Source organism: Butyrivibrio sp. TB (genome assembly GCF_900110805.1).
GTDB lineage: Bacteria > Bacillota > Clostridia > Lachnospirales > Lachnospiraceae > Butyrivibrio > Butyrivibrio fibrisolvens_C.
In genome coordinates this window covers 55562-80609 of record NZ_FOER01000016.1, presented here as the reverse complement: position 1 = coordinate 80609, position 25048 = coordinate 55562, and the positions used below count along the sequence as shown (strand labels likewise).

General features: G+C 39.0%; 19 protein-coding genes. 16 read left to right on the top strand and 3 right to left on the bottom strand.

Features of this window, described 5'->3' with window-relative positions; all coding sequences use genetic code 11:
- Position 1 precedes the first annotated feature (1 nt).
- The 7 genes from flgK (at position 2) to BMX21_RS11705 (ending at position 8518) form a co-directional block, all read left to right on the top strand.
- Positions 2-1870, top strand: coding sequence for a flagellar hook-associated protein FlgK (flgK, locus tag BMX21_RS11735; RefSeq protein WP_092044568.1), 1869 nt, complete (start codon positions 2-4; stop codon positions 1868-1870).
- A 207-nt stretch (positions 1871-2077) separates the two neighbouring features.
- A complete protein-coding gene (locus tag BMX21_RS11730; RefSeq protein WP_092044565.1) occupies positions 2078-4387 on the top strand; it encodes a flagellin N-terminal helical domain-containing protein in 2310 nt (769 codons plus the stop codon).
- Between the two features lie 194 nt (positions 4388-4581).
- Positions 4582-5049: a flagellar assembly protein FliW gene (fliW, locus tag BMX21_RS11725; protein WP_022753688.1), complete on the top strand. Its 468-nt coding sequence runs from the start codon at positions 4582-4584 to the stop codon at positions 5047-5049.
- A gap of 170 nt (positions 5050-5219) precedes the next feature.
- On the top strand, positions 5220-5441 hold the full coding sequence (gene csrA, locus BMX21_RS11720; RefSeq protein WP_022753687.1) for a carbon storage regulator CsrA: 222 nt from the start codon (positions 5220-5222) through the stop codon (positions 5439-5441).
- Between the two features lie 235 nt (positions 5442-5676).
- Positions 5677-6684 carry a leucine-rich repeat domain-containing protein gene (locus BMX21_RS11715; RefSeq protein ID WP_092044562.1) on the top strand — a complete coding sequence of 336 codons (1008 nt, stop codon included), beginning with the start codon at positions 5677-5679 and terminating at the stop codon, positions 6682-6684.
- Between the two features lie 264 nt (positions 6685-6948).
- Positions 6949-7956: a hypothetical protein gene (locus BMX21_RS11710; protein WP_092044559.1), complete on the top strand. Its 1008-nt coding sequence runs from the start codon at positions 6949-6951 to the stop codon at positions 7954-7956.
- 73 nt (positions 7957-8029) lie between these two features.
- Positions 8030-8518: a gamma carbonic anhydrase family protein gene (locus tag BMX21_RS11705; RefSeq protein WP_092044556.1), complete on the top strand. Its 489-nt coding sequence runs from the start codon at positions 8030-8032 to the stop codon at positions 8516-8518.
- 381 nt (positions 8519-8899) lie between these two features.
- Here BMX21_RS11705 and BMX21_RS11700 read toward each other — a convergent pair whose 3' ends face one another.
- Positions 8900-9367 carry a DUF2798 domain-containing protein gene (locus BMX21_RS11700; protein WP_092044553.1) on the bottom strand — a complete coding sequence of 156 codons (468 nt, stop codon included), beginning with the start codon at positions 9365-9367 and terminating at the stop codon, positions 8900-8902.
- A gap of 524 nt (positions 9368-9891) precedes the next feature.
- On the opposite strand from BMX21_RS11700, the gene BMX21_RS11695 reads away from it, so the two are divergent.
- Both BMX21_RS11695 and glf read left to right on the top strand, forming a co-directional pair.
- On the top strand, positions 9892-11658 hold the full coding sequence (locus tag BMX21_RS11695; RefSeq protein WP_092044550.1) for a glycerophosphodiester phosphodiesterase family protein: 1767 nt from the start codon (positions 9892-9894) through the stop codon (positions 11656-11658).
- A gap of 181 nt (positions 11659-11839) precedes the next feature.
- On the top strand, positions 11840-13078 hold the full coding sequence (glf, locus tag BMX21_RS11690; protein ID WP_092044547.1) for a UDP-galactopyranose mutase: 1239 nt from the start codon (positions 11840-11842) through the stop codon (positions 13076-13078).
- A gap of 101 nt (positions 13079-13179) precedes the next feature.
- On the opposite strand, the gene fliD is transcribed toward glf, so the two are convergent.
- Positions 13180-14478, bottom strand: a complete 1299-nt coding sequence (fliD, locus tag BMX21_RS11685) for a flagellar filament capping protein FliD (protein ID WP_092044544.1) — start codon at positions 14476-14478, stop codon at positions 13180-13182.
- A gap of 390 nt (positions 14479-14868) precedes the next feature.
- Here fliD and BMX21_RS11680 point away from each other — a divergent pair, with 390 nt between their 5' ends.
- Complete coding sequence (locus tag BMX21_RS11680; RefSeq protein ID WP_092044541.1) at positions 14869-16500, top strand: glycosyltransferase; 1632 nt, start codon at positions 14869-14871, stop codon at positions 16498-16500.
- Here BMX21_RS11680 and BMX21_RS11675 read toward each other — a convergent pair.
- Entirely contained in the window at positions 16497-17567 is a 1071-nt protein-coding gene (locus BMX21_RS11675; RefSeq protein WP_092044537.1) for a tetratricopeptide repeat-containing glycosyltransferase family 2 protein, read from the bottom strand. The genes BMX21_RS11680 and BMX21_RS11675 overlap by 4 nt on opposite strands.
- A 207-nt stretch (positions 17568-17774) precedes the next feature.
- On the opposite strand from BMX21_RS11675, the gene BMX21_RS11670 reads away from it, so the two are divergent.
- The 6 genes from BMX21_RS11670 (at position 17775) to BMX21_RS11645 (ending at position 25014) form a co-directional block, all read left to right on the top strand.
- Positions 17775-18719 carry an NAD-dependent epimerase/dehydratase family protein gene (locus BMX21_RS11670; RefSeq protein ID WP_177174020.1) on the top strand — a complete coding sequence of 315 codons (945 nt, stop codon included), beginning with the start codon at positions 17775-17777 and terminating at the stop codon, positions 18717-18719.
- Between the two features lie 595 nt (positions 18720-19314).
- Entirely contained in the window at positions 19315-19647 is a 333-nt protein-coding gene (locus BMX21_RS11665) for a transcriptional regulator (RefSeq protein ID WP_022753678.1), read from the top strand.
- A 181-nt stretch (positions 19648-19828) separates the two neighbouring features.
- Complete coding sequence (locus BMX21_RS11660; protein ID WP_242952914.1) at positions 19829-21712, top strand: thiamine pyrophosphate-binding protein; 1884 nt, start codon at positions 19829-19831, stop codon at positions 21710-21712.
- Positions 21713-21729: 17 nt separating this feature from the next.
- Positions 21730-22710 carry a glycosyltransferase family 2 protein gene (locus tag BMX21_RS11655; RefSeq protein ID WP_092044531.1) on the top strand — a complete coding sequence of 327 codons (981 nt, stop codon included), beginning with the start codon at positions 21730-21732 and terminating at the stop codon, positions 22708-22710.
- A 3-nt stretch (positions 22711-22713) separates the two neighbouring features.
- Entirely contained in the window at positions 22714-23793 is a 1080-nt protein-coding gene (rfbG, locus tag BMX21_RS11650) for a CDP-glucose 4,6-dehydratase (RefSeq protein WP_027203225.1), read from the top strand.
- 15 nt (positions 23794-23808) lie between these two features.
- Complete coding sequence (locus BMX21_RS11645; protein ID WP_092044528.1) at positions 23809-25014, top strand: DUF6077 domain-containing protein; 1206 nt, start codon at positions 23809-23811, stop codon at positions 25012-25014.
- Positions 25015-25048: the final 34 nt, after the last annotated feature.

Below are 25048 nucleotides of genomic sequence, written 5' to 3'. Positions count from 1 at the left end.
TATGCCATCTCAATTTTTCGGACTTAATATTGCAGCATCAGGCCTAAGGGCAGCAAATGCGGCAATGAATACGACAGCCAATAACATATCGAATACCAATACTGATGGATATTCAAGGCAGAAGGTTGATCAGGAAGCTGCTGATGCTCTTAGGGTATTTACCACATACGGCTGCGCCGGAGCAGGCGTTGATACGGTAGCTATAGAGAGAATAAGAGACGAATTCTATGACAGAAGATACCGTGACAATGAAAAGCTCTACGGTGAGTATTCTCAGAAAAATTACTATCAAAGCCTTGTAGAGCAGTATCTTGACGACAATGGAGAGACGGGCTTTTCAACTCTTTTTTCAAGAATGCAGGCCAATCTTCAGTCAGTAATGACTGCCGCAGGAACTACAACAACCAAGGCTACATATGTAGCTTCCATGACAGCTATTACAGACTACTTCAATACAATGTCCATAAATCTTCAGAATCTTCAAAATGATATCAATCTGGAGATAAAATCCACCTGTGATGCTATTAACTCTATAGCAGAAGAAGTTGCAAGTCTTAATGAGCAGATCAATATCGTCGAGATGACAGGAACTACTGCCAATGATCTTCGAGATACAAGAGATCTTCTTATAGATCATCTTTCTGAATATATATCTGTCAGTGTCAGAGAGACTGATGTTATAGATGAAAATGATCCTGAAAGAGATACCGGTGCCACAAGATATGAGATCTGGGTCGCAGGTGGTCAGTGCCTTGTAGATACCTACAGCTATAACAAGCTTGTGTGCGTTGCCAGAGATGAAGATGAATCCATAAACCAGAATGATATAACAGGTCTTTATAACATTAAGGTTGCAAGAAGTAACTATGAAGAAGGAAGCGGCAAGTTCATATCTAACTTTGATCTGGATAATGCCAATATAGGAGGTAAGCTATACGGTCTTCTTCAGATGAGAGACGGCAATAATCAGAAATTCTTCAATGGTACAAGCGGTGCCTGGAACCCTCTTACTCATACTATGACAGTGTCTGTATCCAATGATTATCTTAAGGATATGGCACAGTGTACACTTCCTGCTCAGGGTGTGATCCAGATTGGTGCCAGAAGTTATGAATATACAGGCTGGACCTATGATGGAGACAGTAATTATACATTTACCCTGGATGACACTGATGATGAGACAGGACGTGCAGTAGATTTTTCAAGGCTTCAGTCAAGGACTTACGATACAGTCAATATCGGAAAGTCTATAGATTATCAGGGTGTTCCGTATTATCAGGCTCAGATGAATGAGTGGATCAGGAACTTCGCAAGAGAAGTCAATAACATAACTACTACAGGATACACATCAACAGGAGAAGATGGATGCTACATGCTAACAGGTGACAGAACAGTGTCCAGTAATACATCACCTGCCCAGTATACTTTCGAAGAACTGACTACGACCAACTACGGATATTATTATCTCACAGCTGATAACTTCGCAGTATATTCGGCAATGGAACACAATGCCAATATTCTTGCAACCAAGGCTGATATCACAGAAGGTGATGATGAGTTTGGTAATATCAAAAAGCTTGGTAACATGTTCAATTCCAAAGAGATATTCAGAGGAGCAACTTCAGGAGAGTTCCTTGATAAGATACTGGCTGATGCATCGCTTAATACAAGTAATGCAGATACTATGGAAAAAACATATTCGGGTCTTAGAAATACGATCGGAAATCAGAGATTATCAACATCGGGCGTTGACGAAGATGAAGAAGCAGCTAACCTTGTAAAGTTCCAGAATGCTTATACGCTAAGCTCGAAAGTGGTACAGACACTGACAGAGATGTACGATCAGCTGATACTAAATACTGGGGTATAGGGGAGATTAATTTCACTTCGTGAAATTAACTCCGGGAAATAAATATCACATGGTGATATTTATTTCCGTAATAGGGAGATTAAAATCACTGCGTGATAGGGAGATTAATTTCACTTCGTGAAATTAACTCCTAGAAATAAATATCACTGCGTGACATTTATTTCCGAGGTTGGGAGATTAATTTCACTTCGTTTGTGGAGGTTTTATATGCGAATTACTAACAAGATAATGCACAATAACTCAATCTATAATATCAATAATAATAAGGTGGCAGAGGATGATCTTAATACTCAGATAGCTACAGGCAAGAAGCTTACAAGACCATCTGATGATCCTGTTATTGCAATAAGAGCGCTTCGCCTTCGCAGCAATGTTACAGAACTGTCCCAGTATTATGAGAAGAATGCAAATGATGCAGAAAGCTGGCTGAGCGTAACTGAAGATGCCCTTTCTACTATCACAGATGTACTGACATCTATGATCCAGCAGTGCAATAAGGGTGTAAACCAGTACGAGACACTTGATGATATAGACACTATCCTTACAGAGATGAGTGCTCTTTCTGATGAGTATTATTCTACAGGTAATGAAGATTATGCCGGGAGATATATTTTCACAGGATACAGAACCCAGCAGTCACTTACATTTAAGGATGATGAGAGTACACAGTATATAAAGCTTCACGATGAATTTAATGAAAATAATATAGATACATCTCAAAGGGTAATAGGAGCATATAGTCTTGGAGCAAGCGATACATCATATCCTGCAGAAAGTGATATGTCTGCTTCATATGTAGGTCGTATACGACTTTCATATGACAATATCGATCCTGATACAGGTAACGTGTCTGTAAGATATCGTGAGAATTTTACAGTTCCTGCTACATCTATTTTGTCAACATCAGCAGATGAAGATACTGTATATCTTGCTTTTAAAGACAGGGACGGAATAACTCGTAAAGTTAATATTTCGACTTATAAGGATAATGCTGTAACAGTCACAGAAGCTGACGGTTCTGTGACAACATATACTGCTTCAAGAAATGATGATTATGGATATACCATAAAGGGTGAGAATTCATCTTTTGGACCTTTCTCAATGACCCTTAATCAAAACGGCGTTGCTACTGCAACTGATATAGATGTAGACATCAACGGAACAGACCTTATGATAAACTATACAGATGCAGCAGGAAGCCCGAGGAAGGCTCAGGTCAGCATACTTCAGTCTACAACAGTTACAGAATCCAATGGATCGACTACTACATATTCCATCACACCGGAAGCTGACGAAGGCTATACTATAAAGGCAGTAAACTCACAGTCAGGTACAAGTCTTTTTACAGTAGATCACAATGGTGAAGTCAAGGCGTATGATATTACAGCTACTGTTGCAGATGCAGCGCTCTCTACCTTCAATTTTACTATTAACGGTGATCAGACAACCATTCAGGTCCCTCTTACAGGCGCATCGGATGCCCCTTATGAAGTTGATGTATATGACCTTGCAGGTAATGCATACTCTATGACAGTCAATACTGATGGCACATATCAGATAAGCAACGAAAGCTCTCTTATAGATTCAGGAGAGAGTATCAATGTTGTAAACTTATCTTCTAACGGAAGTGTATACAGCTCCTACTGCGAGACAGTTATAAAGCCGGGTGTCTTAAATGCACCAAGTCTTCCCAAGGTTATAGACTCAACTACTACAGAAGATATTATTGACGATATATATGTAGCACTGGAAAAAGATACTGAGAATGAGTGCTTCTGCCTTAATGCTTATACAGGAGAGATCCTGCTGTCAGCAAAGCTTAAAGAAAAACTTGAATCTCTTACTGATATAACCAATGCCAATAATATAAACGTATTGTATGATAAGTCATCCTGGCTCTCCGGCGATACAAGACCTGAAAATCTTATGAAGTGCACCAACATAGATGACGGCGTGACAGTAGTTTATAATGGCGGCAATTCAGGTCATATCATGCAGTATGACGTAGGATACGGACAGACTATAGAAGTTAATACAACCGCAGATGAAGTCTTCACTACAACTGTAAAAAGGGATGTTCAGGACATAAGAAGACTTGTTAATCAGATGAAGAATATCAAGACTATGATGGGTACTATGAACAGTACTCTATCTGTAACAACAGATGAAAATGCGATTGCAAGTATCAAGAGAGAAATCGCTGCTTCTCAGAAGTCGTATGACTACATGAAGGAAGAATTAAAAGATATGTTTGGCAAGAAGATCACTTCGATGCAGGCTGCACTTGATAAAGCCAATGTTGCGGTTACAGAAAATGGTACCAGATCAAGCCGACTTTCTATGACACAGGACAGACTTAAAAACCAGCTGACAACTTTTAAGACTCTTCAGAGCAATAATGAAGATATAGACCTTGCTGAGACTGCAACCAACCTCTCAACAGCAGAGCTTATATATCAGTCATCACTTATGGCAACAAGCAAGATAATGAAGGAATCACTGATGAACTATATATAATAATTTTGGACACGGCATCGCCTATCTATATAGATGCTATGAATCTATAGAATGACCAGTACTGATAATGATAAAACATGCATTTTAGGGTTATGAATATCACTAAACAATCCGAAAAATGTTTTGGATTAGTATTTTTTGTATTGAATTAATAAACATGTTTTGGTGCTAAGTGATACTATGTGGAGGATAGCATGAAAATTGCAACTAAGATTTTTGGTGAGATTGAAATTGCGGATGACAAGATAATTGTTTTTCCAAATGGAATCATTGGATTTCCTGATCTTAACAGGTTTTCACTTATGTATGACAAGGATAAGGGAAGTCATAATATTCAGTGGCTTCAATCATTGGATGAACCTGCATTTGCAATGCCTGTGATGGATCCGCTTCATGTTCAGGAAGATTATAATCCTGAAGTTGAAGATGACGTGCTTGAGGATGTAAAGCCTATCACTGATGATAATATGCTTGTTCTTGTAACATTAACAGTTCCGCATGATCTTACTAAGATGACTGCTAATCTTAAGGGACCTTTTATCATTAACGCCGACACTCGTAAGGGCTGTCAGGTTATACTTGACGATGATAAATATCAGATCAAATATCCGATATATGACATTCTCAAGAAGATGAAAGATAATAATGAGAAAAAGGCCTAAAATACAGGATATCTGGCTTTTTTGATTTACTGTGTAAAAATAATCATTGCACACAAAGTCTGCCCGTGTTAAGATTAAGCGGGTATGGGAAGAGTAATTAATAATCTTACTCAAGACATGAGGACAATTATACATCAAGAAAAAAGTCAGAGGTCATGGAGGGACGTCATATGTTAGCTTTATCCAGAAAAAAGAACGAAGCAATTATCGTCAACAACAATATAGAGATCACCGTTCTCGAGATTCGCGGAGATCAGGTTAAGCTCGGAATCGCAGCTCCAAAAGAAATTCCGATCTATCGTCAGGAAGTATATGCACAGATTCAGGCCGAGAATAAGAAGGCTACTGAAGCTGCAGGCGCTAATCTTGATGAACTCAACAAACTTATGTGATTACGTGTAATGCAAAGCTGTTGCCAATATGAGGCAGCAGCTTTTTTTATTGATAGTATGCATTTGGTCATGACAAGATGTCATTCGTCGGATGAAATGTACAATCTGTCGGAAAATCATTTACAGGAAGCTAATTGTATGTATAATGACAAAAGCGCTTGGCGGTTGCGGTTTGTGCAGATATATCTGATAAGCAATTCCAGCGTCACAATGTGCAGATGTAGATACAGACAGCATGAATAAAATAGCTAAGGATAAATTGATGAAGAATAAAAAGAAATTATTGTTATTGCCTTTCTTAACGGCAGGTTTGCTATTTTTAACAATGTATTGTATTTCCTTTTTTTATGATATTAAAATGCCTCTGGCAGTAAGTGATTACAAGATATCGTTTAATGAAGGAAGCATTACATTGGTTGAATATGTAGGTGAAGACTCAGAGCTGATAATTCCTGAAAGAATATTAGGCATACCTGTAAGGCATATTGGACCGGATTGCTTTAGCAACGCCCAGACAGTTATCAGTATTACTATACCTGATAAGATGACTAAAATAGATTATGCTGCATTTTCAGAATGTAAAAACTTAGAAAGCATATATGCTCGAAATATTGAGATTATAGGAGAATATGCATTTAATGATGATACAAAGTTAAAAAATGTTGAACTTGGCGATTCAATAAAGATAATAGGGAAAGGAGCATTTTTTAGATGTGAATCGTTTGAGAAAATATCATTAAATGACGGAATAGAATCTATTGGAGATTATGCGTTTATATATAGTGGAATCACTGATATTTCTGGGGTGGAAAAAGCTGATATTATTGGTACGTCGATTTTGAATTACACCCCATGGGAAGAAAATCAGAAATCGGATTTTGTAATAATAAAAGATAAACTCGAAGTATACAAAGGAAAATCAGAAATAGTTGTAGTGCCGGACGGAGTAAAGGTTATAGATCCTGCATTTGATGTAGAACCGGGTTATGATTATCCTATTCAGGTTTCAGAAGTATATATACCGGATACTGTTACAGAAATAAAAGATTTATGCTTTGGAGATCAAAAGAGCGATATACGTGTATATATTCCGGATAGTGTTACAACTATAGGTAACTGTATTTTTATTCGAGTTGACAACGCAGTTATAATCACTACCTCTGGTTCCACAGCAGAGCAATATGCTATTGATAATGGAATTAATTATGAAATAGTAGATAGTTGGGAAGTGCCGGAGACATAATATAGGCAATATCTTTACAGTGAATCAGGGTCAGGGACTGCTGGGAAAGTGCTAATATTGCAGTACCTGGCCCCGACTAACCACATGTGATATAAGGCACAGACCAAGATATTGGTTCTGTGCCTTACTATTGGCTACAGGAACCGTGCCGTCATCTTCATTGACAATAATAAAAGATAATGAGGATATAAATGTTTTTTTGTAATACGATGAAGCATTAGAATATGGGAATAATGGGTATAAAACTCAGGGAGGATTATATTGATGACACGCACTAATAAGCTATATGGAATAGCTTTGATTTGTATAGTAGTAGTTTCTATATGTTTTTTTTATAGTATTTATGTATCCAATTATTTTTATAAGAACAAAACATCAGATGTTTATTATGGGACTAATGAATCGAGTTTGGGTTTTGGTGATTTATATGACACGCTTGATGAAGTTGAAGAACATATTGGTTTAGAGCCGTTAAAAGAGTATGAAGTAAACGATAATGTATATATATTGGTTTCGAAAGGCTTGGAGTTTTTTGACGATCGAGTATTATGTTATAAATACGATACTGTTACCAAAAGATTGTACAGGGTTTGGGGGAATTATTGTTCAATATATAAGCTTCATACTAATGATGGTGATTGGTACGAGGATGAATTTGTTTTCAATCTGATGGAAGCAATAGCCGGAAGAGGTCACTATATTCCACAGGATACAAAGAATACAGATGTAACTGGTGATGTCTTTTATGGGGTTTGGTTTGGAGATGAGGTTAAAAATATATCTTTTGAAAAAGGTAAATTTGAGTATTCATTTCTAGGAAAGAAAGAAAATGGATGTAATGTTTATTTTTGGACTTATGAAATAAAGGATTCCCAAAATATATTAAAAGAAGTGGTCAGAGTGGAGAATAAACAACATAACGATCATTATTACAAGTATAAGTATTATTGTTTAGATGATGTAGCTTCTTTGTTAGGAATTGATTGCAAAATGACAATCGATGAGAGAATAATAGTTTATTGGGCGATCACACTGATTTTTTTCGCTACATTTGTGCTGATTTCATATAGAACGTTTGAACTTAATAAGACAAAAGGGAATGTGGTAATAAAAGCAATATTTTGGACGATATCTTTTATTCTATGCATTGTTGTAACTCTTTTGATTGTATATTATATAAATAATCCAAGGCTATATTTTGGAGTACATGGAGTGCGGGAATTTGTTCAGAATCTGACAGGATATTCTTTGCCCAATACAGTAACAGAATGAGAAGGAAGAATTATTACAGGCAATAGCAATAGTTCAAAAAGGTATGTATATTATCAGTGAAAGGAATTTAGTGATGAAAGAACCTGTGATAGATAAAAAAGCTTATATAGCTAGTTCTGCTGATGTAATAGGAGATGTGACCATAGGGCCTATGTGCAGCGTATGGAATCATGCGACCATAAGAGCTGACAGAGATACCATAACTATAGGTGAAGGGTCTAATATACAGGACAATGCAGTCATACATGAAGAAAAAGGCCTTCCTGTTACAATAGGTAAATATGTAACAGTAGGCCATAGTGCTATAGTCCACGGATCATATGTTGATGATTATAGTCTTATAGGCATGCATGCAACTATAATGAACGGCTGCCATATAGGCAAGAACTGTATCATAGGTGCAGGAGCACTAGTTACAGAGAACACAGTAATTCCCGATGACAGCCTTGTAATGGGCGTACCAGCCAAGGTAGTCAAAAAAGTATCTCCTTCTCAAAAAGCTCACTTTAAAGAAAATGCCATGCGCTATGTTAATGAAGCCATGGAGCTTCTAGGCGATTAATAATATATTCAAACTTCGCACTTGCCAAACATACGCCACCATTTGAGGCAGCGCCGATGTGGATGGTTTATAATGCATTTTCATATCTTTTGAAGGTGTTATAAAATTCAGGAGCATGAGAGATGGATTTTTATATTCTTCTTAGGGTCTGCATGTCTGAGCGAAGCGAGTTTCAGACCCTAGAATATAAAAATTCAGATATCATGCCCTGAATTATAACACCTTCAAGATATGAAAATGCATTATAAACCATCCGCATCGGCACTGCCTCAAATGGTGGCGTATGTTTGGCAAGTGCGAAGTTTCAGTAATATACCTATATTACGACTTGGACCAGGCTTTGGGAATGCTGCCTGGTCGTGCGGCGAAGTATTGGACTTCTTACTTATTGCTTTTTGCAAATGTGTGGCCGAATATGAAGCGGACAACAGGGCCTGCTACGAAGATCTGCCAGCAAAGAGCCATAGGGAAGTTGGTCACAGTGAGCTGGATCCACTTAGCGATGATCTGAGAATCGATTCCCTTAAAAAGACATGTGGCTACAAGGCTCATCATGGGGCACATGCACATAACTGTCATAGTAGATATTGCAAGTATTATCATGATAGGCTTGTCCTGACCTGGTGTTACGATCTTGAACGCCATCTTCTGTGCAAGCTTTCCTGCAATAAGGAATTCAATAATGAAACCGATCACGCCCATAATAGGAAGCTCAAAAAGAGCAATGTAAAATACATCGTTAGTAAGTGCTCCTCTATCCAAAGTGATGTTGTATACGACCATACCGTATACCATTACAAGCACCATCATGATAGTGAATATAACGTTCTGAAGTTTTGTCTGTGGCATAATAATCCTCCTTTTAAAACAAATGGTACATATGCTTAGTGCCAAATAAACATAAAAAAAAGACATCAATAAAACTGTGGTCACCTGCAATTATAACTTTCGCGGGGGACACAGAATAAGAAGTCATTCTCATTCTGTAAGGCTGCATAACAGCCTTTTGGTTTTATCAAAGTCTCGCTACCATTTTCATCTGGGTATTAAATTTTCAACAGGAATTACTTTATCATATGAATTTTCAAAAGTCAATTAACAAAATAACGTGTAGCTATATATTATTACTTTTTCATGGATTCACGTATGACTTTTTTCATGCTCAGGTCAGTCAGAATCTCATGATAATAGCTGTTGCTCTTTCTATTTGCCCCTGCCAGGCTTGGTAAAGCACCTGTTTTAGGAATATAATAGACATAGGTATAAAACTAAATACTTGCCAAACATCCGTATTGGAGCAGCTGCAAAAGGCACGAATGTTTGACAAGCGCGAAGTTTGAAAAGAAAAACAGGGTTAAAAGTGGAGGAATGTTATGCAGATTGGAATAATGGGAACGGGTAGAACTGCGGATATTATTGCACAGGTAGTAGCAAAGAGCAGAGAATATGATCTTACATGCATCTATGATACAAGAATTGATAAGGCGCAGAACTTTGCAAAAAAATACCACTGTGGGACATCAACCTTTGATCCTGAAGTTGTATCCGGAAGCTGTGACATGGTCTATATCTCAGCAGAGAACAGCTGCAGAGAAGAACTTGTCAAAAAGATGCTTGATGAAGGTAAACATGTACTGTGTCAGGCTCCTATATCCATGTCTTCAAAGACAGCAGAAGACCTTTATGATATGGCCTCTAACAAAGGACTTGTCCTTATGGAGGCAACCGGAAGCCTTAATACGCCAGGTTTTATGAAACTAACAGAGGTTCTTAAAAGTGGAGTTATAGGAAGCATTGTGGATATAGAAGCTTCTTTTTCCAGACTTATACCTACTAATGAGAGAGAGCATTCATTCCCTGAAGGTGGCTGCTTTGAAACTTTTGGTAATTTTGTATTGGCTCCTGTTCTAAGACTGCTTGGAACCTCGTACAAGGATATAAACATAAATGCCGTATACGGATTAAATGGTATTGATACATATACTAAAGTAACTCTAAAGTACGATCATGCACAGGCAACGGTTAAGGCTGCTACGGCAGTACTAAGCGATGATGCTCTTACCATCACTGGTTCCATGGGCTGTATCAATGTTGAGTCGCCCTGGTATCTTATGCGCAAATTTACTATCAAATCCTATGATGATAAGAACAATGACATCATCTACTGCGATAGCAACAGTAACGGCTTTACGTATGATCTTGCAGAGTTTAGAAGAAGAGTTGCTTCTATTGGCAGGAACAATCTGACTGATCATATGTCCGAGAATACTTATGAGAAGATAAGGAATCAGGTGATAACAAGTGATCCTGTAACGATTCTTACTACCAAAGAGAGTATCGCCGCAGCCTCTGTCATAGAAGCTTTTGTAAAGCAAAGACCAAAACAGGGCGAAAGGAAAGAGGTTAAGATCTGGGCTCACAGAGGATGCAGCATGGCATATCCTGAGAATACGTTGGAAGCTTTCGAGGCAGCAGCCAAAATCCCGGGCATCACAGGTATAGAAACGGATGTGCAGCTTACCAAGGACGGAGAGGTTGTTGTATTCCATGATGAGCATACAGGAAGGGTTACTGATGGAACAAGGTATGTAAGAGACTATACACTTGATCAGCTAAAAAAACTCCATATACAGATGGCGGGCGGTGAGACTACGACTATACCTACCTTGAAGCAGATGCTAGAGCTCCTCAAGCCCTACTGCGAAGAAAATGGTCTTCTTATTAACATAGAGCTTAAAACAAGCGTTGTGAGATATCCCGGAATTGAGCAGAAGGTTCTTGATATTGTAAGCGAATTTGAGATGGAGAAATATATAGTATATTCATCATTCCTTGCAGAATCTATCAAGATAATCAAAGAGCTCCTTCCTTCGGCCAAGACCGGCATGCTTTCAGGTACCATGGAAGGCTGTATACAAGGGGCTGTTTATGCAGGCGCCGATGCTCTTCATCCATGGATAGGAGGGATGAATGCAAGAGGAGAAGGAAGGCTTAAAGATGTGCCGATCCGCGCCTGGAATATGGAAGAGCCCTTCTTTAATGATGGTAGGATGCTTGAAGAAAGAGACATGGGCAAGTATTCAGAATTCGGTGTGACTGATATTATTACTAATGTCCCTGAAATATATCTCAAAAACTAAAATATGTAAATTATTATCTTCTTTAAAAAATATAGAAAGTCTGATATCATAAATTCTGTTGTCGGAAAATTTTCGTAACTTTTTCGCTTTCCGGATTACAGCATCCACAAAAAGCTGTCATCCGTACTGCGGTTATACGGAATATTCCTTCAGCAGAATTTTTTTCCAGGGGAGAATTATTATGAATTATGACTATCTTGTAGTAGGTGCAGGCCTTTATGGCTGTGTATTTGCACATGAAGCCGCTAAGGCGGGCAAAAAGTGCCTTGTCATTGATAAAAGGGACACTATTGCCGGTAATGTCCATACCAGTGAGAATATGGGAATCCAGGTTCACGATTATGGTGCACATATCTTCCATACATCAGATGAGGAAGTATGGCAGTATGTTCAGAAGTTTGCTCATTTTAACAACTATGTGAATTCTCCGATGGCTGTTTACAAGGATGAGCTTTACAATCTTCCGTTTAACATGAACACTTTTTCCAAGATGTGGGGTATCAGAACACCCGAGCAGGCTCAGAAAATAATTGGTAAGCAGAGCCGTGAAGCTGTGATAGAGATCCTCAAAAATCGCGGAGTATCAGAGCCGACTGATTACGATATCAGTAATTTTGAAGCTGATAATCTTGAAGAGCAGGGACTTTCTCTTGCAGGCAAGGATATCTTTGAAAAGCTCATAAAAGGATATACAGAGAAGCAGTGGGGTAGAAGCTGTAGCGAGCTGCCTGCATTTATCATAAAGCGTCTTCCTTTCAGATTCATATATGATAACAATTACTTCAACGATCCATATCAGGGAATCCCTGCAGGCGGATATACTGCAATGTGTGAGAGACTTCTGGGAATGCGTGATGATATGGGCGGCCAGATCTGCGGTATTCAGGCTCATAACAATATCACAGTACAGCTCTCAACAGATTTCTTTGAATTTGTAGATATGAAAAAGCAAAGGCCGGGAAGAGAGATCACATCCAAAGATGGAGATACTTTTGCTAAGGTCGTATATACAGGTATGATCGATGAGTTCTTTGATTATGAACTTGGCAATCTGGAGTATCGTTCTCTAAGATTCGAGACAACAAGCATGCCTGAAGTTGATAACTATCAGGGCAATGCTGTTGTTAACTATACAGAAAGAGAAGTTCCTTATACAAGGATCATCGAGCACAAGCATTTTGAGTTTGGTAAGGGTAGAGGAACTGTGATCACCAAGGAATATCCTTCAGAGTGGAAGCCTGGTGATGAACCTTATTATCCAATGAACAATGACAGGAACAATATCCTTTTTGCCAGATACCAAAGAGAAGCTGAAAGCTGGACACAGGTTATCTTCGGCGGTCGTCTTGGTCAGTACAAATATTACAATATGGATCAGGTCATCAGACAGGCACTTGATGCTGTCAAAAGGAATTTTTGACACTTGCCTCATAATGTTAAAATCTTAATTAGATCCAAAAAGCCGGAGCATTATAAAAAACATGCTTCGGCTTTTTTAAATCTTTATTGATACGCTTATGATCAGCAATAGTTGTTGAACATCATACCTGAGTATTCGCTGGTCATATATGGGTTAGCATATTCATGACCCGGGTTCTTGTAATTAACTATAGGCCTTTGCGTGAACTTCATAGGATCCAGCATTATCTCTTTACTGATACTCTTAAGATGATCTGCAAACTCTTTGACAGGAACCATGAGTTCTGAAGGATCCTGTGCCTGTGATTGCATCTGCCTTAGTGATTCTTCATTTAGTTCTATATGTCCGTTTTCAAGCTGACCTATTCCTATCTGTCCAAGACTTCCTATATGCTGCGATGCAACAGACTTTATTGAGGTCTGCATCTTGGCCCTTGCAGGCATGTTTTCATCTGATGATGAGACGCTGTCAAGGAAGGTGTTATAACTTGCTACAAGATTCTTGACGTTTTCTACAAGAGCATCATTGTCGGATTTGACGCCGATGTGTACAGGTTCTTGTCCATTTGTGGGTTCTTTTAATTCTATTTCATATACAGAAGCAACTGTGAAGTGATTGGACTGCGATGTATGAGTCTCTCCGCCTATAGTAAACTGTGCAGTGGTCGGTTCTATACTTGTGTTGCCAAGGCCAAAATATGGAACGATGCCGTGTCTGGGACTGTTCAGGGCATCCATTATATCAAATTGTCTTGTCTGCCCCTGTTTTAGAGACTGCTTGGAAGCCTTGACTTCTATGGCATTCTCGCCGTTTTCGTTACTTATAACTTCTGCTTCCAATGTAACACCGGCTTTGTTGATAAGCCTTGAAATTCTCTGCTGGATATCAAGATTTGTATCATTCGCTCCGATAGAGAATTGGAACTCGAAACTCTGTTCGCCTATTGTGGCATCAAAGAAGTAACTTCCTTCTTCCAGAGTTGTCTTTTCATTTGGAAGGAAATTGCCGGTATTGACCTGTGACTGTGCAAGCCTTTCTACAGTTATATCAAATGAAGGAGGATCGGCTGACGCCTGGCCTATATAGGTAGCGGATACCGCTTCTGTATCGGATGAAAATGCGACTTTGTTATTAAAATCACCACTGTCGCCGTCACCTTTGAGCATAGCAAGATCACCCTGCAATTTACGTGCAGATTCTTTGAATGCAATAGCGGTTTCCTCATTAACACTATCCTGTTTAAGAAGATAAAGAGGGGAATCTTTGTTAATACGGACTATCGATTTGTAGATATCTTTAAGCTCATCTTTTTTGTGAGAATCGGCTTTAGTGATATCATTCGATGCATATGACGTTAGAAAATGGTTGTAGATACCATTTGACATGATGTTGTTAGCCATGTATGATGCCCTCCTTTCTTCCTTGATTGATGCAAGGTAGATTCTTTCGAATCTTCAGCTTTTCCTTTCTGTTGCTGATACGTCTCGCTCTTCCTTAAGCGATTTCCTTGCGGGGCAAGCCACTTTTGGCTATAAATATATTTATACTTACTATGATACTATCATAAAAAACATTATTAATCAACTAAATTTCGTTAAAAATGACAAAATTTTATTATTTTTAATTATATGTTAACGGTTAAATGCACTTTTTATCACTTGCTCCGGTTCCAAAAACAGGCTCCAAACGTGCATAAAATAAACACCTTTGTATAATATTGATATTCAAATTATAATGGTATATAAAGAGTGGTTAATTTTTTCGCAGTCCTGCCGAGGAGGTTGATTCTTATGTACGAGAATATCAGGTCGCTGGTAGAAAACGGAGAATATCAAAAAGCTGCACAGAAGATCAGGGAGCTTAAAAACTCTGAAGATCAAAAGAGTCTTCTTTCCGGCGATGATGAAAATCCTGAACAGCTATATCTTCTTGAAGCCACTGTGTGTGAAGCACTCGGGGATCTGCGAGGAGAATTTCTTGCTATTGGGAAAGGTCTTTCCAAAAATCAGCGCAATTATGAACTTTATTATATGCTTGGTCTTATCTACAAAAGGATGAACAATGACCAGGCTTATCTTTGCTTTGAGCAGGCTTCAAGGTTTTGCACACTTGAAGAAGATATTGCGCCTATCAGGGATGAGATCATGGAGTGCAAGAAAAAACCATATTTCAGAGTCAGGAATATGTCTTTTATCATATTGTCTTACAATGATGAATGGCTTATGAAAAAGTGCATTAAGGCAATAAAAGATGAATGCTTTGAAGGCGATGAGATAATCGTTGTAGACAATGCTTCTACCGATGGCATTGCCAAATGGCTAAGGCAGCAGACTGGGATAAGGCTTATAGAAAATGGAGACAATGTCGGTTTTTCGATAGGTTGTAATATAGGAATCATAGCAAGCCAGGAAGAAAATGATGTACTGCTTATCAATAATGATGCGGTCCTTACTCCCGGAGCCTTGTTCTGGATGAGGATGGGATTATATGAAGATTCTAATGTTGGCGCGGTTGGAGCAGTATCCAATAATGCTACAGAACAAAGTGTAGAGGTCTACCTTGGCACGACAGATCAGATAGATGCAGCTATCAAGTATGGATCTGCTCATAACATCCCTATGGAGCATCCTTATGAAAACAAGGTCAGACTTACGGGATTTTGCGAGCTTATAAAAAGAGAAGCGATAAATAGTGTCTTTATAGAACATACCAGTGAGGATGAAGCTCATTTTCCTGAGTCTGTTCAGAATGCTCTAAAGAGCATGAGAGAACGTAAACTCCTTTTTGATCCAAGATTTACTCCTGCATATTTTGAGGATGATGATCTTGGGATAAGGATATCTGAAGCTGGCTTTAGGCAGATCTTGTGTCATAATGCATTTGTATATCATCAGGGCGGAGATACAGAAGATGAGAAGGGCGTAGAATACAGAAAAAATCTCATGCTAAAAAACCGTAGATTATTTGAGGAAAAATGGGGATTCGATATCTGGAAGTTTGAAGCAGTATCGGATGATCTTATAAATGCTGTTGGTGATATAGTAAAAGGCAAGCTTGGAGGAAAGCCTATATATCCCTGGTTCAGATTTCTTGAGATAGGGTGCGGATTCGGAGTTAATATGTCTGCACTCAAATACAGATTTAATGACTGTTACGTGGCAGGAACGGAAGGGTATGGCAAGGTTGCAGCTCTTGGTAAATACATGGGAGACATAATTGCAGGTAATATAGAGGTGACAGATCTTCCTTTTACCGATCACTCTTTTGACATAATATGTATCTATGATGCACTAAACTATGCTGAGAATCAGGATGAGTTACTTATGAAGCTCCTTCGCCTTTTGAAAAAAGACGGATATGTCATAGTTTCAAAAGGCTGCAAAAATACGATTCCAAAGAGCATACATGTAGTAGAGATCTAGCTTAGAGCTGCTATCCTTTTAATTGCAGGAGCGTAAGATCCGCACTGTTTATAAAATGAGATAGCTTCATCCGGTTTTCCGAGGCTTTCGTATATCAGACCTATGTTGTATCTTGGAGCATAGGTATTGACACCTTCTATGGAGTAGTTCTTGATGCCAATAGCCTTTTTGAACTGAGCGATAGCTTCGTCATATCTTGCATTGTTCATATAAATAAGTCCCATGAGATATACGTAGTCTGCACGGCTTGAAAAATTATCATAGTACTGCTCAAGAGACAGCGCTTTATCATATTGCTTGAGCTCTAAAAGGCAGAACCCATAGCTTTCTACCATGTCATGGACATAGGTGTGAACAGGATTGGGATTAAGGGAGATTCCGCTATAGTAGTAGTGGGCAGCAAGCGCGGGATCTTTCATAGCAACATAACATTTACCAAGCTGGTAATAGGTATAAGCTGAAGGACCTTCTGTCCTTAAAATGTCCTGAAGCATGGTGAGATCTCGTTCAGCTTTTTTGCGCCTGTTATTAATGGTTTCAAAACCGGCATGATAGAAAGTTAGAGGAATCTCAAAATATTTAGGACTGTCGTAATCCATAGGAACAAGTTCTTCATTGATTGGCTCAATAGTTTCCTGAATAGTCCCCTTGTAGGTATAAAGGTTTCTGTTGTAGAGTCTTGCAACAAAATCGTGCCTTGACTGCTGGGCTTCATCTCCCGGGTAAGGGCTTATCCTGTTGACCATTCCAATCTCAAGAGGGTGTTCATTTATTATCTCATTAAGACGCAGAATATCAGCAAGAACCAGATATTCATCGCAGTCTATGAAAAGAATCCAGTCATTGGAGGCACGGGCAGCACAATAGTTTCTGGCAGCGCTGAAATCATCGCACCAGTCAAAGTGAAAGATGTTTTTAGTATACTTTTTGGCAATTTCAACTGTCCTGTCACTGCTTCCGGTATCCGTAAGGATGATCTCGCTCTGAAGCGGGGTGATCGCTCTAAGGCATTTTTCTATATTCTCCTCTTCATTTTTAGAAATAATGCATACGGATAATTCCGGCATGGTGTTCTCCTTTGATAAAAAAATAACTATCTTTAATTACATTATATTCTATTTTGCATCTATAAGCTATAGTAAACGACTTAATAAAAGCGCTTACAAAAGGTAATGAATAGCGATTAAAAAATGTGATAAGCTTCTTAAATAACCTTATGTAAAAAGAGTATTAGGTTTTCGAAGATGCTGATCACAAAAACAGAGGATAAAGGTATGGCTGATAAAAATAAAAATGTGATAGTAACAGGTGCTGCAGGCTTTGCCGGAGCAAACCTTGTTATGGAACTTCTTGATAATGAAACGGATGTCTATGCAGTAGTCAGACCGGGATCAAGTCATAATGCAAGACTTGAAGAGATAGATTCGGATAATCTTCATATCATCCCTCTTGAAATGGATGAACTTGAAAGACTCCCATCAGAGATATTCGAAAGGTTCCCTGAACTTAGCGATGAAGATGCCTCTTTCGATTCATTCTTCCATCTTATGTGGGGTGGTGACAGGAATGACTTTGAGGTCCAAAAGGTCAATGTAGAAGGATCACTCCATGCAGTAAGAGCTGCTTCTATAATGGGCTGTAGACGCTTCATCGGTATAGGATCCCAGGCGGAATACGGCGCAACAGATAAGATCCTCACAGAAACTCTTGCCCCTGACCCTGTCACAGCTTATGGAGCATGCAAGGCTGCCGCCTGCTATATGACAAAAAGTCTATGCACATCACTTGGAATTGAATGGGTATGGGGGAGAATATTCAGCCTCATAGGAAGGTTCGAGCCAAGAGGCAGGATGATACCTGATCTTCTGGACATGGCCCAAAGCGGTATGAAGATGAACCTCTCATCCTGCAGGCAGAGCTGGAACTATCTGGATGCAAGAGACTGCGCCAGGGCCCTTATAGCTATTTCCACTAAAGGCGTAAGCGGAGAAATCTATAACATCACAGACGGAAGCTGCTTGACTCTAAGACAATATGTAGAAAGAGCTAACAGATGGATGCTGGCAAGGTCCGGCCATATGGCAGAACTAACCTACGGAGACGACCCGGATCCATTCATATCCCTAAAACCCGATGGCAACAAGCTCTATACAGATACAGGCTGGCAACCGGAGGTGGAATTTGAGACTAGCCTAAAAGACTACTGTGATAATCTTTAATAAGCTATCTCAGAGGGCGGCATATGTTTGGCATTAGCGAAGTCTAAAATCTACATCATAATACACAAAACAAGTCCCCTTTTGCGTCCTTTTTTTATCCTGTAAGTACAAATTTTAAAAAGATGGTAATTTACGTTTGTTTCGTACTTGCAATAACGGTTTTATGTGCTATAATTTCAATGCAAAAAAAACGGCAAGGTTATACATGACTATATAACGATAAAATACTGATTGTTTTATAAGATAACGCACGTTTCTGAAAAAATAACCAAAAATTTTATATAAAAAATGCCTGATTTGTGTGAATAATTCATGGTGGCTTTTGAAATGCCGCATAAAAGCCATATTATGAAGCGGAAAACACTGATTGGGCATTTTTGAATTTTTACCAAAAAAACGTACAAAAATTCTATATAGATTCACAGAATTTTTACATAAAAAGGGGTTGTCGTAAAACAGTTTATGTTTTATACTTTGTAGCTGATGTAAAAGTAACCGGGAGATTATTTCGCAGTTATTGCATATCACATATCAGACACAGCTGATGTGTTTTGGTTCAACAGGAAAAATTACCATTACCAGGAGGTGGACAACAATGACAAAGGCACAGATTTTAAAGAAAGAGATTTTATCACAGTATAAGAGCGTAAGACAGTTCGCTATCGAAATGTCTATTCCATACAGCACACTTGTAACTGCTCTTGACCGTGGTATTGAGGGTATGGCATATGGTACTGTAATTCGTATGTGTGACAGACTTAACCTTAACCCTGTAGATTTTTCTCCCCTTGAAAGAGGACAGGATCTTGGAAACAGTATCGTTGAGAATCGCGTAATGAAGCAGTACATCAAGCTTAACAAGCCGGGACGTAAGAAGATTCTTGACATCATGACTGATTTCTCTGAGCTTGAGAAGTATCAGGCTTAATATCTTTTGCCGGGATAATATTTAAGTAATATTTAAGTATAAGAAGGTAAGATCTGTACAGGAACATGTATCCTTTGTACAGGTCTTTTTTTCTTTGCCTTTTTATGAGTCATAGAGTGTAGCGTTCGTGACATTGTAGTCTCTATCTGATAAAATAAGAAGGATATGGGAGGATTTAGCCGTGGCTTTGATCAAACTTTCTGATTATGTAGCAGAATTCCTTGTGCAGCATGGGATAAGCCAGGTGTTCATGGTCGTCGGAGGAGGCGCTATGCATCTGGATGACAGTCTTGCAAAATGTGATGGCCTTTCACTTATGTTTAATCATCATGAGCAGGCCTGTAGTATGGCTGCAGAGAGTTATGCAAGGATCAGTAAGAATCCTGCATGTGTATGTGTTACCACAGGACCAGGTGGTATTAATGCGATGACAGGTGTGGCCGGGGCATATCTTGATTCTATCCCTATGATAGTTATAAGTGGTCAGGTCAGATATGATACAACTGTAAGAAGTACGGGACTTGATCTGCGTTCTATGGGAGATCAGGAGTTTGATATAACATTATCTGCGAAGAATATGACAAAATATGCGCAGATGGTTACTTGTGCTTCTGATATAAAAAAAGTAATGGAAAAAGCTTATCATCTTGCAGTAACGGGGAGGCCGGGACCTGTATGGATCGATATACCGGTTGACATTCAGGCAAGGATGATCGATCCGGATAGTTTGGAAGCTTATGACTTAGCAGAAGATGACAGGGATATCCCTGGTGCTGTATCTAAAGAGACAGTTTCAAGTATTATTTCCAGGATTAGAAATTCAAAAAGACCTGTATTATATGCAGGAAGCGGTATCAGAGCAGCCGGAGCTTTTGAGATATTTGAAAGGCTTGTGCCAAAGCTGGGTATACCTGTTGTCACCGGATGGAATTCTATAGATCTTATAGATGACGATAATCCTCTCTATGTAGGCCGTGGCGGGATAATGGGAGATCGGGCAGGCAATTATGCAGTTCAAAATGCTGATCTTGTCCTTGCAGTAGGAAGCAGGCTTTCTATAAGACAGGTTGGATATAATTATAGAAACTGGGCCAAAGGCGCCTATGTCATAGATGTAGACGTTGACCGTAATGAACTTGTAAAGCCTACTATACATGTTGATATGCCTGTATGGGCAGATGCGGCTGATTTTCTTAATAAGATGGAGGATGCCCTGGCACAGGAAGAAGTCCTGTATAGGTCTATGCCTGTAAGTATGCAGGGATCATCTGATGATATAGAAGAATCTGCCGGAGAATTACGAAGAAGTGTAAGACCATCTGATTGGACAAGTCTTTGTGATTTTTGGAAAAAAGCGTATCCGGTTATCACAAAAGATAAGTATACAGATACAAGAAAGACCAATGTTTATGCCTTCTTTGGGAAGTTGTCCCAGAGGCTTTCCGAAGATAGTACAGTAGTTGTAGGTAACGGCTCTGCCTGCGTTGTAGGAAGTCATTCCTTTCACATCAAAAAAGGTCAGAGATTTATAATCAATTCTGCGATCGCATCCATGGGATACTGTCTTCCGGCAGCAATCGGAGCCTGCGTTGCAGATGGATATAAGGATGTAACTCTTGTAACAGGAGATGGAAGTATCCAGATGAATCTTCAGGAGCTTCAGACTATTGTTACAGGAAGGCTCCCTATACATATATTTGTTATAAACAATGAAGGATATCACTCCATAAGACAGACCCAGACCAATCTTTTTGGAAGGCATTATGTTGGAATAGGACCTGAAAGTGGTGGCTTATCATTTCCTGATCTTTCGAAACTTGCATATGCTTACGGGTATCCTTATTATGCATGCCACAGTAATGAAGAGCTTGAAGAGAGCATTGCGAAGACTCTTTCAGAAGATTCTTTTTCTATATGTGAGGTGTTCTGCTCGCCGGAGCAGTTCTTTGAACCTAAGTCAGCTACCAAAAAGCTTGCCGACGGAAGTCTTGTATCTCCGCCACTTGATGATCTTGCACCTTTTCTTTCAAGAGAAGAGCTACTTGCTAATACTGTAAAAATATAAAGGCCATAAAGGAACCTATGAAAAAAATAAGTATACTAATTCCATGTTTTAATGAAGTAGAAAATGTCGGACCTATAAGCTCTGCTGTAGAAGATGTTCTGAAAAAAGACCTTTCTTCATATGATTATGAGATTGTTTTTATAGATAATGCATCCACTGACGGAACAAGAGATAAAATAGAAGAGCTGTGCAGGAATAATTCAAAGATCAAAGCTATATTTAACGTAACTAATTTTGGACAGTTCAATTCACCGTTCCACGGGATATGCAGTCTTGACGGAGATTGTGTGATACCTGTATGTGCGGATTTTCAGGATCCTGTTGAACTTATCCCTGTATTTGTACATGAATGGGAGAAAGGGCACAGGATAGTATCAGGAGTTAAATCAAAGAGCCGTGAGAATGGGATAATCTATTTTCTGAGAACTATATACTATAAGCTTATCAAAGGGATGTCTCAGGTTCATATGATCGAGCATTTTACAGGTTTTGGTCTGTATGATAAGACTTTTGTGGCGCTTCTTAGAAAGCTTAATGACCCGATTCCTTTTATCAGAGGTATTGTTGCTGAGTACGGAGCAGGATTTAATCTAAAGCTTGTAGAGTATGAGCAGCCTAGAAGACGTGCCGGCAAGACCCACAACAATTTCTATACCTTATATGATGCAGCGATGCTGAGCATTACTTCATATACCAAGGTAGGACTTCGCGTGGCTACTATTTTTGGTTTTATCTGTTCAATCTTATCACTACTTGTAGCATTTATATATCTTGTGCTCAAGCTAACTAACTGGTACGGCTTTGATGCAGGACAGGCGCCGCTTATCGTAGGACTTTTCTTCTTTATGTCTATAGAGCTGTTTTTTATAGGACTTATGGGAGAATATATCCTTAATATCAATACAAGAGTTATTCACAGGCCTATTGTAGTTGAGGAAAGACGCATAGGATTTGATACAGATGCAGATATAGAAAAAGAAGCAGATGCTAAGAGGTGACCTTTGAAAGACAGAAGCTTTTCACTTAGAGAATTTTATAAAGGCAAAAGAGTTCTGGTAACAGGCCATACAGGCTTTAAAGGAAGCTGGATGATGAGGACGCTTATCCTTTTGGGAGCGCAGGTTACCGGGTATTCTCTGGATGCGCCAACAGATCCATCTCTGTTTGAAATGGCAGATATCAAAGATCATATCTGCCATCTAAAAGGCGATATAAGAGATCTTGAGTCTCTCAAAAAAGCTTTTGATAAGGCGAAACCGGAGATTGTCATTCATATGGCAGCGCAGCCTATCGTCAGAACTTCTTATGAAGAGCCTGTCTATACCTATGAGACCAATGTAATGGGAACTGTCAACCTGCTCGAATGCGTGAGGCAGTGCAGCTTTGTAAGATCTGTAGTTAATGTGACAACAGATAAGGTATATAAGAATAATGAATGGGAGTGGGGCTACAGGGAAAGTGACGTGCTTGGAGGATATGATCCCTATTCAAGCTCAAAGTCCTGCAGCGAACTTGTTACAGATTCATACAGGAATTCTTTTTTTGGACAAGATAAAAGAAGCTGTGCCATCTCTACGGTAAGAGCAGGCAATGTTATAGGCGGAGGAGATTTTGCAAGGGATCGTATAATACCTGACTGTATCAGGGCTGTTCTTGATAACAGGCAGATAATAGTAAGAAATCCTCATTCTATACGTCCATATCAGTTTGTAATGGAGCCGGTATATGTCTATCTGTATCTTGCTGCAAGGCAGTATGAGGATATGACACTTGAAGGAAGTTATAATGTAGGTCCTGACGACAATGATATACTTACTACCGGCGATATAACAGACATGTTCTGTCATAAATGGAACATGATATATAGCGGGGCTTCATGGCAGAATGTATCTGATAAGGGACCTCACGAAGCTGGCTTTTTAAAACTTGATACCTCCAAGATAAGACAGAAGCTTGGATATAAGAGAAGGACCAATGTAAGTGATGCTCTGGACAGGATCATTGAATTTACCAAAGTCCTGATAGACAAGGGAGATATACCTTCCTGTATGGATGAGCAGATCAAAGAATTTATAGACTGAAAGTGACGGATTACAATGGGAACAATTTATACACTTATAATGCTGATATTATGGCTTATTCTTATTCCTACTTTGATAGGGATAATACCGGCCTGTATACTTCCTGAAAGAAGGCGGTCATGGGCGGTTACTTTTATTGCAGGGTATCTTATGTCAATGGCTGTGTTTGAACTGGTGGCTATTCCATGTATGCTTCTTATCACATATAGTGCCTTTTCTACGTGCATTAAGATCTATGCAGGATTAGAGATAGGTCTTGCTGTTATAGGATTTATCATAGGTATAATCCTTATTAACAAGAAGAAACAAGAAGACCTTGCATCAGGAGAACTAAACTCTATCACCTATAGAGGCATTAAGCATAGGCTCGAAGCGGTATTTCCGGGAGAACAGCATGTCCTTGCAGAAGACTATATGGATCCAAGAGGAGACGTATATGGAAGACGTGTAAGATATTCTTTTGAAGGCAAGGTTTTATGGGTTTTATTCGGTATACTGCTTCTTGTTCAGCTGTACATGGCATTTTTCTATGCCTCATTTGATGGTGATGATGCATATTATGTTGTAGAATCTGTCCTTGCGGTTCAGACAGATACTATGAATACTATACTTCCCTATACAGGAGGATCCACAACACTTGATATAAGGCATGCTCTTGCTGTTATTACGATGTGGATTGCCTTTATTGCAAAGATATCAGGAGTACATGCGACGATTCTGGCACATACGCTTCTTCCTATGTTCCTGATACCTTTTACCTACATGATCTATATTGAGATAGGGCGCATGCTTTTTAGAAAAGACCCCAATAAGCTTCCTATGTTCATGATCATAATGGCTGTCTTTCAATTATTTGGTCATACATCCATCTCGACGACAGAGACTTTTTTCCTTACAAGGACATGGCAGGGCAAATCAATGCTTGCCAATGTTGCCATACCTCTTATAATATGGCTGTTCTTGTGGATTGGAGAGGATCTGGAACGTGAGGGCAGACAGAAACTGTCTGGTATCAACAAACTTTCCCCATGGATACTCATGATCCTTGTGAATATGGCTTCCGGAATTTATTCTTCTATGGGAGTAATGCTTGGGACTATACTTATAGGCGCATGCTCACTTATTCTTATGATCAGATACAAGAAGCTGTCAATTGCTTTTATGGGTGCTGCAACCTGTATCCCAAATGTTATCTATCTTCTTATGTATCTGAGTATGTAATGAATTAAAAATATTAAGAAATACTGATTATGAA